Origin of the sequence: Streptomyces torulosus (assembly GCF_001419765.1) — a bacterium.
GTDB lineage: Bacteria > Actinomycetota > Actinomycetes > Streptomycetales > Streptomycetaceae > Streptomyces > Streptomyces torulosus.
Map to the genome: position 1 here is coordinate 12,521 of NZ_LIRK01000010.1, position 11,987 is coordinate 24,507.

General features: G+C 71.9%; 10 protein-coding genes. 6 read left to right on the plus strand and 4 right to left on the minus strand.

The window, feature by feature from the left end:
- Positions 1 to 254: 254 nt before the first annotated feature.
- The 6 genes from gap (at position 255) to pgi (ending at position 6,194) form a co-directional block, all read left to right on the plus strand.
- Positions 255 to 1,265: a type I glyceraldehyde-3-phosphate dehydrogenase gene (gap, locus tag AOK23_RS01055; protein ID WP_055710849.1), complete on the plus strand. Its 1,011-nt coding sequence runs from the start codon at positions 255 to 257 to the stop codon at positions 1,263 to 1,265.
- Positions 1,266 to 1,398: 133 nt separating this feature from the next.
- A complete protein-coding gene (locus tag AOK23_RS01060; RefSeq protein WP_055710850.1) occupies positions 1,399 to 2,610 on the plus strand; it encodes a phosphoglycerate kinase in 1,212 nt (403 codons plus the stop codon).
- A 39-nt stretch (positions 2,611 to 2,649) separates the two neighbouring features.
- Positions 2,650 to 3,405, plus strand: coding sequence for a triose-phosphate isomerase (gene tpiA, locus AOK23_RS01065; protein ID WP_079049203.1), 756 nt, complete (start codon positions 2,650 to 2,652; stop codon positions 3,403 to 3,405).
- 102 nt (positions 3,406 to 3,507) lie between these two features.
- Positions 3,508 to 3,738, plus strand: coding sequence for a preprotein translocase subunit SecG (gene secG, locus AOK23_RS01070; RefSeq protein ID WP_055514354.1), 231 nt, complete (start codon positions 3,508 to 3,510; stop codon positions 3,736 to 3,738).
- Positions 3,739 to 3,962: 224 nt separating this feature from the next.
- Entirely contained in the window at positions 3,963 to 4,298 is a 336-nt protein-coding gene (locus tag AOK23_RS01075; protein WP_003957010.1) for an RNA polymerase-binding protein RbpA, read from the plus strand.
- 240 nt (positions 4,299 to 4,538) lie between these two features.
- Positions 4,539 to 6,194, plus strand: coding sequence for a glucose-6-phosphate isomerase (pgi, locus tag AOK23_RS01080; protein WP_055710852.1), 1,656 nt, complete (start codon positions 4,539 to 4,541; stop codon positions 6,192 to 6,194).
- A gap of 118 nt (positions 6,195 to 6,312) precedes the next feature.
- Here pgi and fabG read toward each other — a convergent pair whose 3' ends face one another.
- The 4 genes from fabG to AOK23_RS01100 form a co-directional block, all read right to left on the minus strand.
- Complete coding sequence (gene fabG, locus AOK23_RS01085; protein ID WP_055710876.1) at positions 6,313 to 7,029, minus strand: 3-oxoacyl-ACP reductase FabG; 717 nt, start codon at positions 7,027 to 7,029, stop codon at positions 6,313 to 6,315.
- A gap of 610 nt (positions 7,030 to 7,639) precedes the next feature.
- Positions 7,640 to 9,058, minus strand: a complete 1,419-nt coding sequence (locus AOK23_RS01090) for a nitrosuccinate lyase (RefSeq protein WP_055710853.1) — start codon at positions 9,056 to 9,058, stop codon at positions 7,640 to 7,642.
- Complete coding sequence (locus AOK23_RS01095; RefSeq protein WP_055710854.1) at positions 9,055 to 11,070, minus strand: FAD/NAD(P)-binding protein; 2,016 nt, start codon at positions 11,068 to 11,070, stop codon at positions 9,055 to 9,057. The genes AOK23_RS01090 and AOK23_RS01095 overlap by 4 nt, the downstream gene beginning before the upstream one ends.
- A complete protein-coding gene (locus AOK23_RS01100) occupies positions 11,067 to 11,987 on the minus strand; it encodes an NAD-dependent epimerase/dehydratase family protein (RefSeq protein WP_055710855.1) in 921 nt (306 codons plus the stop codon). Before AOK23_RS01100 ends, AOK23_RS01095 begins: the two co-directional genes overlap by 4 nt.

Sequence of the window (11,987 nt, forward strand, 5' to 3'; positions counted from 1 at the left end):
AAGGGCTGATGGCAGGCCCTGGAGAGGCCACCCCGAACGTCTGAAATCAGATGATCGGGGGGCCGCTCAAAAGGTAATCAGCTTGTAAAACCCGGGCGGTCCGTACCCCTACTGGCGGGTACGGACCGCACCGGCATGTATAGGGCATCTCGATGTCACTCGACGGGCCCCGGGGAGGTAGGGTCGTAGGCGGTCGGGGACATCCCATACAGCTCGCCGGCACTGAGCCGGCGTACCAACGAGGAGATCGGTTCGTGACGATCCGCGTAGGCATCAACGGCTTTGGCCGCATCGGTCGTAACTACTTCCGCGCGCTGCTGGAGCAGGGTGCAGACATCGAGATCGTGGCTGTCAACGACCTGGGTGACACCGCGACCACCGCTCACCTGCTGAAGTACGACACCATCCTGGGCCGTCTCAAGGCCGAGGTGTCGCACACCGCCGACACGATCACCGTGGACGGCCACACCATCAAGGTCCTCTCCGAGCGCAACCCCGCCGACATCCCGTGGGGCGAGCTGGGCGTCGACATCGTCATCGAGTCCACCGGCATCTTCACGAAGAAGGCCGACGCTGCGAAGCACCTCGCCGGCGGCGCCAAGAAGGTCCTCATCTCGGCTCCGGCCAAGGACGAGGACATCACCGTGGTGATGGGCGTCAACCAGGACAAGTACGACCCGGCCAACCACCACGTCATCTCCAACGCCTCCTGCACCACCAACTGTGTGGCGCCGATGGCGAAGGTCCTCGACGAGAACTTCGGCATCGTCAAGGGTCTGATGACGACGGTCCACGCGTACACCAACGACCAGCGCATCCTGGACTTCCCGCACTCGGACCTGCGTCGCGCCCGCGCCGCCGCCGAGAACATCATCCCGACCACCACCGGTGCCGCGAAGGCCACCGCGCTGGTCCTGCCGCAGCTCAAGGGCAAGCTCGACGGCATCGCCATGCGTGTCCCGGTCCCGACCGGCTCGGCCACCGACCTGGTCGTACAGCTGCAGCGCGAGGTCACCAAGGACGAGGTCAACGCCGCCTTCAAGAAGGCCTCCGAGGACGGCGACCTCAAGGGCATCCTGTTCTACACCGAGGACCAGATCGTCTCCTCGGACATCGTCAGCGACCCGGCCTCCTGCACCTTCGACGCCTCCCTGACCATGGTCCAGGAAGGCACGTCGGTGAAGATCCTCGGCTGGTACGACAACGAGTGGGGCTACTCCAACCGCCTCGTCGACCTGACGGTCTTCGTCGGCAACCAGCTCTGATCGACGGAAACAGGCACTTGATGTGACGGCAGGGCTCGGGCGGCGCAGTGACGCGCCGCCCGGGCCCTGACTCACGTGCGAAACGGCCCTCTTACGATCACGAGCACCACAAGTCCTCTCCGGGAGCCCCTCAATGAAGACGATCGACGAACTCCTCGCTGACGGAGTCGCCGGAAAGCGGGTCTTCGTCCGCGCCGACCTGAACGTGCCGCTGTCCGGCACCACGATCACCGACGACGGCCGTATCCGCGCCGTCCTGCCCACCGTGAAGGCCCTCGCCGAGGCGGGCGCCCGCGTGGTCGTCGCCTCGCACCTGGGCCGCCCCAAGGGCGCCCCGGACCCCGCCTTCTCGCTCGCCCCGGCCGCCGCCCGCCTCGGTGAACTCCTCGGCGCCGACGTGGCGTTCGCGACGGACACGGTCGGCGAGTCCGCCGAGGCCGCTGTCACGGGCCTCGCCGACGGCCAGGTCGCCGTGCTGGAGAACCTGCGCTTCAACGCCGGCGAGACATCGAAAGACGACGCCGAGCGCGCCGCCTTCGCGGACCGGCTCGCCGGCCTCGCCGACGTCTACGTGGGCGACGGCTTCGGCGCGGTGCACCGCAAGCACGCGTCCGTCTTCGACCTTCCGGCCCGGCTGCCGCACTACGCCGGTCACCTCATCGCCACCGAGGTCGGCGTCCTCAAGAAGCTCACCGAGGACGTCAAGCGCCCCTATGTGGTCGCGCTCGGCGGCGCCAAGGTCTCCGACAAGCTCGCCGTCATCGACCAACTGCTCGGCAAGGCCGACCGCATCCTCATCGGCGGCGGCATGGCGTACACCTTCCTCAAGGCCAAGGGGTACGAGATCGGCGGCTCCCTCCTCCAGGAGGACCAGCTCCCGGCCGTCGTGGAGTACCTGGAGCGCGCCGAGAAGACCGGTGTGGAGCTGGTCCTGCCCGTCGACGCCCTTGTCGCGTCCGCGTTCCCGGACCTGAAGGCCAAGGCCCCGGCCGACCCCACCTCCGTCGCCGCGGACGCCATCCCGGCCGACCAGATGGGTCTGGACATCGGTCCGGAGACCCGCAAGCTGTACGCCTCGAAGATCGCCGACGCGGCCACCGTCTTCTGGAACGGGCCGATGGGCGTCTTCGAGCACCCCGATTTCGCCGAGGGCACCAAGGCGGTCGCCCAGGCTCTCCTCGACTCCGAGGCGTTCACGGTCGTCGGCGGCGGAGACTCCGCTGCGGCCGTGCGCATCCTGGGCTTCGACGAGAACGCATTCGGCCACATCTCGACCGGTGGCGGTGCCTCCCTCGAATACCTCGAGGGCAAGACGCTCCCCGGACTCGCCGCACTGGAGGACTGACCCTCGATGACTGCTGTTGAAAACGGCCGCCTGCCCCTGATGGCGGGCAACTGGAAGATGAACCTCAACCACCTCGAGGCCATCGCCCACGTCCAGAAGCTCGCCTTCGCCCTGGCCGACAAGGACTACGAGGCCTGCGAGGTCGCGGTCCTGCCCCCCTTCACCGACCTGCGGTCCGTGCAGACCCTCGTCGACGGCGACAAGCTCAAGATCAAGTACGGTGCCCAGGACCTGTCGGCCCACGACTCCGGCGCCTACACCGGCGAGATCTCCGGCCCGATGCTCGCCAAGCTCAAGTGCACCTTCGTGGCGGTCGGCCACTCCGAGCGCCGCCAGTACCACGACGAGACCGACGAGATCGTCAACGCCAAGGTCAAGGCGGCCTTCAAGCACGGCCTCACCCCGATCCTCTGCGTCGGTGAGGAGCTGGAGGTCCGCGAGGCGGGCAACCACGTCTCCCACACCCTCGCCCAGGTCGAGGGCGGGCTGAAGGACGTCCCCGCCGAGCACGCCGAGACAGTCGTCATCGCCTACGAGCCCGTGTGGGCCATCGGCACCGGCAAGGTCTGCGGCGCCGAGGACGCCCAGGAGGTCTGCGCGGCCATCCGTGCCAAGCTGGCCGAGCTGTACGGCCAGGAGCTGGCCGACCGGGTCCGCATCCAGTACGGCGGCTCCGTCAAGGCCGGCAACGTCGCCGAGATCATGGCCCAGGCCGACATCGACGGCGCGCTCGTCGGCGGCGCCTCCCTGGACGCGGACGAGTTCGTCAAGATCGTGCGCTTCCGTGACCAGTGAGTAGGCGGTAGCGGCGTAACGTCGTAGTCTTGCGGGGGCATGGCTCAGCCGCCATGCCCCTGTCGTCCATCCAGATCCGAGGAAGTTGGTCCAGCCGTGGTTATGGGGTTCTCGATCGCCCTGATCGTCTTCAGCGGGTTGCTGATGCTGCTGGTGCTGATGCACAAGGGCAAGGGCGGCGGCCTCTCCGACATGTTCGGTGGCGGCATGCAGTCGTCCGTCGGCGGCTCCTCGGTCGCCGAGCGCAACCTCGACCGGATCACCGTGGTGGTCGGTCTGCTGTGGTTCGCGTGCATTGTCGTACTCGGCATCCTCATGAAGGTCAACAACTGACCCTCGGGTCCGCGTAGGACAACGTGTCACGGACGCACCAATCCGCACGTAAAGCCCCATGCTGGGTACGCGACTTCGAGCGCGGCCTATCATGGGGCTCGCGTCTGGGATGGGATGTAACTCCAATCACTGGACGCGCGTTGGGCCTTACGTAGACTGAGGCGCTCGCAGCGAAGCGAAACGCCGACTCGCTTCGCCGCACCATCACGCAGGGAGTTACGACCGTGGCAAGTGGCAACGCGATCCGAGGAAGCCGGGTCGGGGCGGGGCCGATGGGCGAAGCCGAGCGCGGCGAGTCCGCACCCCGGCTTCGCATCTCCTTCTGGTGCTCCAACGGACACGAGACCCAGCCGAGCTTCGCAAGCGACGCTCAGGTCCCCGACACCTGGGACTGCCCGCGCTGCGGCTTCCCGGCCGGACAGGACCGGGACAACCCGCCGGACCCACCGCGCACCGAGCCCTACAAGACGCACCTCGCCTATGTGCGGGAGCGACGCAGCGACGCGGACGGCGAGGCGATCCTCGCCGAGGCGCTCGCCAAACTGCGGGGCGAGATCTAGGAAGTGCGGCCGGCCGGGCACCCCAGGGTGTCCGGCCGTAGTCGTTCGCCGGGCACCGCTTTCCCTCCTGTTCGCCTCCTGTCCCTCGACACGCTGACACCGGTGCGCACGGCCGACGTATCTGTTGTCGAGCCGGACCACGGTGGGACGACCGCTCGTGTCGTCTCGTGCTCCATTAGGTTGGGACCGGCAGCGGGGCAAGGTACGCAGGACCAGTAGGAAAGAAGGCTGAAGTCCGAGATGAACGCAGAAAGCCGTACCAGGCTCAACCAGACTCCCGAGTGGACGGCGCTGGCCGAGCACCGGGACCAGCTGGGCGACGTGGAGCTGCGGGAGCTGTTCGCGGCCGACCCCGGGCGCGGCACCGGGTACACGCTGGAGGTCGGCGATCTGCACGTCGACTTCTCCAAGCACCTGGTCACCGACGAGACACTGCGGCTGCTGCGGGAGCTGGCCGCCGCGACCGATGTGTTCGGACTGCGGGACGCCATGTTCCGCGGCGAGAAGATCAACACCACCGAGGACCGCGCCGTCCTGCACACCGCGCTGCGCGCCCCGCGTGACGCGGTGATCGAGGTCGACGGCGAGAACGTGGTGCCGGCCGTGCACGCCGTCCTCGACAAGATGGCCGGCTTCGCCGAGAGGATCCGCTCCGGCGAGTGGACCGGACACACCGGCAGGCGCATCAAGAACATCGTCAACGTCGGTATCGGCGGCTCCGACCTGGGCCCGGCCATGGCGTACGAGGTGCTGCGCTCCTACACCGACCGCGACCTGGTCGTCCGCTTCGTGTCGAACGTCGACGGGGCCGACCTGCACGAGGCCGTACGGGACCTGGACGCGGCGGAGACGCTGTTCGTCATCGCCTCGAAGACGTTCACCACGATCGAGACGATCACCAACGCGACCTCCGCCCGCGACTGGCTGCTGACCGAGCTGAAGGCGGGCCCCGAGGCCGTCGCCAAGCACTTCGTCGCGCTCTCGACGAACGCCGGGAAGGTGTCGGACTTCGGTATCGACACCGCCAACATGTTCGAGTTCTGGGACTGGGTCGGCGGCCGCTACTCGTACGACTCGGCGATCGGTCTGTCGCTGATGATCGCGATCGGCCCGGACCGCTTCCGGGAGATGCTCGACGGCTTTCGGATCGTCGACGAGCACTTCCGCACCGCGCCCGACGAGTCCAATGTGCCGCTCCTGCTGGGCCTGCTCGGCATCTGGTACGGCAACTTCCACGACGCCCAGTCCCACGCGGTCCTGCCGTACAGCCACTACCTGTCCAAGTTCACGGCGTACCTCCAGCAGCTGGACATGGAGTCCAACGGCAAGTACGTGGGCCGCGACGGCCAGCAGGTCGAGTGGCAGACCGGGCCGGTGGTGTGGGGCACGCCCGGGACGAACGGGCAGCACGCCTACTACCAGCTGATCCACCAGGGCACGAAGCTGATCCCGGCGGACTTCATCGGCTTCGCCGAGCCGGTCGCCGATCTCGGTGAGCGGTTCAGGGCCCAGCACGACCTGCTGATGGCGAACTTCTTCGCCCAGACGCAGGCGCTGGCCTTCGGCAAGACACCGGATGAGGTGCGGGCCGAGGGCGTGGCCGAGGACCTGGTGCCGCACAAGACGTTCAAGGGCAACCACCCCACGACCACGATCCTGGCGAAGGAGCTGACCCCGTCGGTCCTCGGCCAGCTGATCGCGCTGTACGAGCACAAGGTGTTCGTCCAGGGCGCCGTGTGGAACATCGACTCCTTCGACCAGTGGGGCGTCGAGCTGGGCAAGGTCCTCGCCAAGCGGGTCGAGCCCGCCCTGACGGAGGGCGCCGAGGTGCCGGGTCTGGACGCGTCGACGCAGGCCCTGGTCGCCAAGTACCGGGAGCTGCGCGGCCGCCGGTAGTGGATCGGGTGGGGAGGGGGGAGGCACTCCAAGCCCCTCCCCACCCTGCTCTCGGGCCTCGCGGTCTCGGGCCCGCCGGGCTCAGCGCCCGGGCCCGGCTGCGGTGACGTGACCGGCCTCAGTGCCCCAGGCCGGCGCCTCCGTCGACCGGGATCACGGCGCCGCGCACATAGCCGGCGCCGGCCAGGAACGCCACCGCGTCGGCGACCTCCTCGGGCCGGCCCAGCCGGCCCGCCGGCGTGGTGCGCAGCAGCTCACGGCGCTGCTCCGGGGTGAGGGCGCGGCTCATGTCGGTCTCGGTCAGGCCGGGCGCGACGACGTTGCAGGTGATGTCGCGGGCGCCCAGCTCCTGGGTGAGGGCGCGGGCGAAGCCGACGAGGCCCGCCTTGGCCGCCGCGTAGTTGGTCTGGCCGGGGGCGCCGTGCAGGGCGGCCGTGGAGGAGATCAGGACGATACGGCCGTGGCCCGCGCGGAGCATCCCGCGCACCGCCCGCCGGGCGACCCGGAAGGCCCCGGTGAGGTTGGTGTCGACGACGGAGGTGAAGTCGTCCTCGGTCATCCGCAGCAGCAGCCGGTCCTGGGTGAAGCCCGCGTTGGCGACCAGCACGGACACCTCACCGTGGGCCGCCTCGGCCTCCTTGAACGCCTGGTCCACCTGCTCGCCGTCCGTGACGTCGCACCGGACGGCGAGGACGTTCTCGCCGGCGGGGGGCTCCTCACCCCGGTAGGTGACCGTGACCCGGTCGCCGGCCGTGACGAAACGCCGGGCTATGGCCAGACCGATGCCCCGGTTCCCTCCGGTGACGAGGACCGAACGGGCCGTCGTCCCTGTCATCGTGTGCTCCCTCTGCTCGCTGGTTCCGATGGTGGTGTCCGCTCCCGGTCGGCCGGTGGAACGCGCGCTCGGCCGTGGCCGCCAGCTCGGGCAGACGCAGCGAGCCGGCGGGGGACCGGGCGGCTTCGGCGGACGTGCGGGCCTGTTCCTCCGCGGCGGGGGAGAGCCGCTGTCCGGCGCCCGGCAGTTCGGTGTCGGCATGCGTGCCCGGTACGCGCCGGAGAGGATCAGGCCGGCGAGGGCCATGCCGAGGGTGCCGCCGACCTGCCGGGTGACGCTGTTGCCGGCGGGCCCGGCGCCCGCGAGCTGCGGCGGCACCCCTCTCATCATCACGACGGTGACCGGTGTGCCGACCAGGCCCATGCCGAAGCCCTGGATCCACCAGCGCCGGGATGACCCAGATGGGGGTCCGCCGGTCGAGCAAGGTGTAGGCGACATCGGCGGGGGGGCGCGCCGAGACCGTCGGCCGGGTCGGCGTGGGTGGTGACGGCGACGTTGAGGATCGAGGTGTCCAGCCGGATCGGCATCTGGGCGCACACCACGACCGGGAGGACGGGCCAGGACCGGGCGGCGGGCGCCGCAGGGCCTTTCGCCGTCCGGCTCACGGTGGTCATGGGGTGCCTCCGGCGTCCTCGTGGTCGCGCAGCGCCCGGTCGATCAGTGCGTCGGCCGCCCCCGTGTAGTGGGCCGGGTCGAGCAGGTCCGCCAGCTGGGCGGGGGTGAAGCGGGCGGCCAGCTCCGGGCGGTGGGACAGCACCTCGGCCAGCGGGCGCCCGGTGTCGGCGGCCTCGAAGGAGGCGGAGGCGAGGAGCTTCTTCGCCGTCGTCTTGCCGAGGGCCGGGGCGAGCGCCACGTTCAGGCGCTCGGCGACGATCGCGCCGCCGGTCAGGTCGAGGTTGGCCCGCATGCGCCCGGGGTGGACGACGAGGCCCTCGGCGAGTTCGACGGCGGTGTGCGCGGCCCCGCCCGCCAGCCGTAGCGCCTCCCGCAGCGGCTGCCACTCGGCGTGCCACGCCCCGGCGGGCCGCTCGTCCTCGGCGAGCAGACACTGCGCGAGAACGAGGGCGTGCGCGGGCACCTGCCGGGCGGCCGACACGATCAGGGTGGCCAGGGCCGGGTTCCGTTTCTGCGGCATGGCGGACGACGCGCCCCGCCCGGCCGCGGCGGGTTCCGACACCTCACCGATCTCGGTCCGGGACAGGGTCTGCACGTCCAGCGCGAACTTGCCGAGCGCGCCCGTGACGAGCTGGAGCACCGCCCCCAGCTCCGCGACGGGGGTGCGGACGGTGTGCCAGGGGAGCACGGGCTCGGCGAGCCCCAGCGCCTCGGCGAAGGGCCGAAGCAGGGCGAGCCCGCCGACGGCTCGCCCGTCGCCCCCGTCGAGGCGGGCGTACTCGTGGTACGCGGCCAGGGTCCCCGCCGCTCCGCCCAACTGGGCCGGCAGCGATGCCGCCACCGTGCGCACCCGGCGCAGCGCGTCCAGGACCAGGCTGAGCCATCCCGCCGCCTTGAGCCCGAAGGTCGTGGGCACCGCGTGCTGGGCCAGGGTGCGCCCGGCGACGAGGGTGTGCCGGTGGGTGTCGGCCAGCGCGGCGAGGGCCGCGGCCACCCGTGACAGGTCCCCGGCGATCAGGTCGAGCGCCCGCCGGGACACCCGCATGGCCGCCGAGTCGAGGATGTCCTGGCTGGTCGACCCCCGGTGGACGTACTCGGCGGCGGCCGGGTCCTTCGCGGCGACGACCTCGGTGAAGGCGGTCACCAGGGCGACCACCGGGTTGGCGGCGGCACGGGCGGCGTGGGACAGGGCGGCCAGGTCCAGTCGTTCGGGATCGGCCGCCGAGGCGATCGTCTCCACGACGGCGGCCGGGGTGAGTCCGACCGCGTGCTGGGCGCGGGCCAGCGCCACCTCCACGTCGAGCAGGGCCCGCAGCCACGCCTCGTCGGTGACCTCCGCCGCCACGGGTGTGCCCGCCCAGGAGGGAGCGAGCAGCCCGGAGTCGGTGCCCACGGACCTCGCGTTCACGCTCATCGACTCCCCGTTCCCGAGATCCGACGTACGGCTTGGGCATCCGCGGAGGCCGGGCTCTCGGGGTCGGACAGCCCCAGGGCCGCCCGGGCGATCGCGTCCGAGTCCTCCAGCGTCACCGAGCCGACGCCCGGCCGGATGCCGACCGCCGTCACCCAGCGCACCCCCTCCACCGGCACCCCGAAGGCGAACCGGCGCGGGTGCGCGCGGCCCGCCGCGTCCAGCAGCCGGTGCGGACCGTCGGTCACCGCCAGCCCGCCGGGCTCATGACCGCCGAGGCGGTACGGGCCGCACGCGCCGGACGCGAGCAGTCCCCGCAGCAGGGGGTTCGTGCTCCGCCGCACGTCGACGGCGGGCAGCCGGGCCTCGATCAGCGCGTCGACCCGCACCGGCGGCTCGTTCACCAGCTCCGCGTCGACCAGGAAGCCGTGCGGGCCGCCCGGCGGCGCCGGCCGCACCCGCATACCGGGGCCGAGCACCTGCAGCACGTCCGCCTCGATGAGGGCGGTCAGCTGCTCGATGCGGAAGGCGGGCGGCCCGATCGAGGTGAAGGCGTTCATCGGGGTGTACCAGCCGTCCAGGTCGGCGCGGTAGGAATCGCCCGAGACACCGCCGTGGTCGACGACCAGCCGGATCTCGTTGCGCAGGTCCCGCAGGGCGTCCAGAGCGGCCTTCAGCGGTCCGTTCACATTGCCCCGCCGGGCCTCGGCGACATCCCGGCGCAGATACGCCAGCAGCCACCGCCGGAAGCCGGCGCGGTCGGTGAAGGTCCGTTCGCCGTAGGGGTGTTCGATCCGTTCCCAGTCCCACCGCTCGGCGGGCGGCACCGCGTACCGGTCGAGGAGGGCCGCCTCCCGTGAGCCGTCGCCGTCCGCCAGGCAGGACCGGACGAACTCCTCGGCGGCCCCGGGGCCCCGGGCGGCCCGGATCCACGCCTCGTGGTGGACGGTCCGCACCTCGCGGTCGATCAGCGGCCAGAGGTCGGCGCGGAAGCCGATCGGCCGGCCGCCGTCGACGCGCCGCCGGAGGCCGGCGATGACGTCCGGGGTGAGGAACCGAGGCTCGTGGCGGCCGAGCGCGCCCTTCTCGTTCTCGCCCCGTGCGTGGTACGGCACCCCGCGCCGCGAACCGGCGTACAGCACCGGCTCGTTGCCGCTCGGCAGGTACACGAGACCGGACTCGCCCTCCTTGAACGTGCCGCCGCGCCCCTCGGTGAGCAGGGCGACGTAGTCGAAGAAGTTCAGCCCGAGCCCGCGCAGCGCGACCGGCGTGCCGGGCGCGATCCGGTCGAGGTCGATGTCGGCGGGGTTGGCGGGCGGCACGTACGTCAGGCCGTGGCGGCCGGCGAAGGAGCGCAGCCCGCTCTCCTCCGGACCGGGGGTCACATCCCCGTGGCCGAGGGCGAGTACGACCGCGTCCAGGCCGGTCAGCCGGGTGCCGTCCGCCAGGGTCACCGTCTGCCGCGCACCCGAGCCGTCGTCGTGCCGGGCCTCGGAGGGGACGCGCCCCCCGGCCGCCGGGAGGTCGTCGGCCAGCGCCACGGCGGTCGTCGCACGGACGTGCACCGTCAGTCGGGGCGGAGCGGTCCGCAACAGGTGGCGGAACACCCACTCCAGGTAGTGGCCGTGGAACGCGCGGCTCGGATAGCTGTCGGGGCCGAGCCGCCCGGCCTCGTCCCGGGCGCGAGCCGGGAGGCCCTGGCCGACGGACCCGTCGCGGACGGCGCACGCCCACGCGTACAGGCTGGGTCCCGGCACCGAGGGCCCCGCGCAGTCCACGCTGTCGTCGGTGAACACGGTCACCTGCGAGGCGACCGTGTTCATCAGCAGCTCGCCCGGCTGGTCGGTGCGCCAGACCGCGCCCGCGCCCGGGGGGTAGGGGTCGACGAGGTGCACCTCGACCGGCCGTCCGGGCCCGGCGGCGCCCGCGTGGGCGTGGATCCGCTCCAGGACGGAGAGGCCGCGGGGCCCGGCGCCGATCACGCAGACGGTGACGGCACGGTCGGGACCGGTCATTCCTGGCCCAGCCCGTCGCGCCAGCTGGGCCGCACCGGCTTCCAGCCCAGCCGCGCCCGCGCCCGGTCGTTGGCCGCGCCGTGGGCGGAGGTGAGCTGGTGCGCCATGAACCAGCCGAGCAGCCGGGGAGCGAGCGCTGCCGGAACCGTACGGGGAGAGGGCGCGGCGAGCGCCCGCGCGAAGTGGGGGAGCCACTGCGCGGCCGGGGCCGGGTCGTCGTCCGTCACATGGAACACGCCGGTCGCGTCCGCCTCGACGGCCGCCACGGCCGCTCCCACCGCGTCCTCCACATGCAGGAACGACATGATCCCGGAGCCACCGCCGGGCAACGGCAGCTGCCCGGCCAGCACGGCCTGCGCGGCGCCGCCGGTACGGGCGTACGCGGTGCGGGGGCCGTACAGGGTGCCGTACCGCAGCACCACCCCCTCCAGGTCTGCGCCCAGCACCTGCCGTTCCAGCTCGGCGACCGCACCTACGGTCGCCGCCCAGCCGGGGTCGGGGGCGTCCACGTACAGCGGGGCGTCCTCGTCGAGGACGGGCTCCCCGGCGGGCGCGGCGGCGAAGGCGATGGACTGGGCGACCAGTCGGCGCGCACCGGCGGCGCGGGCCGCCGCGATCAGGTTCGCGGTGCCCTCGGTGCGCAGCCGCGCCGTCTGCGCGAAGGCCGCCGGAGGGTCGTCGGGCAGCAGCCGCAGGGCCGACATCTGATGGACGATCACCTCGGGCCGGGCGGCCGACACCGCCGACAGCAGCGCCGCACGGTCGAGGGCGTCGGCGACCACCACCCCGTCCGCGTCGGGAGCCCGGTCGCGGGCCTCCTTCCGGACGAGTGCGCTCACCTCGTGGCCGCGTTCCCGCAGCGCGCCCACCAGGGGATGCCCGACCACTCCGGTGGCCCCGGCGACAAGGATCCGCAT

What these genes read in the sequence shown, in the direction of transcription:
- AOK23_RS01060 (WP_055710850.1), top strand. Translation starts at nt 1,399, where the DNA reads ATGAAGACGATCGACGAACTCCTCGCTGACGGAGTCGCCGGAAAGCGG.
- tpiA (WP_079049203.1), top strand. Translation starts at nt 2,650, where the DNA reads ATGGCGGGCAACTGGAAGATGAACCTCAACCACCTCGAGGCCATCGCC.
- secG (WP_055514354.1), top strand. Translation starts at nt 3,508, where the DNA reads ATGGGGTTCTCGATCGCCCTGATCGTCTTCAGCGGGTTGCTGATGCTG.
- pgi (WP_055710852.1), top strand. Translation starts at nt 4,539, where the DNA reads ATGAACGCAGAAAGCCGTACCAGGCTCAACCAGACTCCCGAGTGGACG.
- fabG (WP_055710876.1), bottom strand. Translation starts at nt 7,029, where the DNA reads ATGACAGGGACGACGGCCCGTTCGGTCCTCGTCACCGGAGGGAACCGG.
- AOK23_RS01090 (WP_055710853.1), bottom strand. Translation starts at nt 9,058, where the DNA reads ATGAGCGTGAACGCGAGGTCCGTGGGCACCGACTCCGGGCTGCTCGCT.
- AOK23_RS01095 (WP_055710854.1), bottom strand. Translation starts at nt 11,070, where the DNA reads ATGACCGGTCCCGACCGTGCCGTCACCGTCTGCGTGATCGGCGCCGGG.
- AOK23_RS01100 (WP_055710855.1), bottom strand. Translation starts at nt 11,987, where the DNA reads ATGCGGATCCTTGTCGCCGGGGCCACCGGAGTGGTCGGGCATCCCCTG.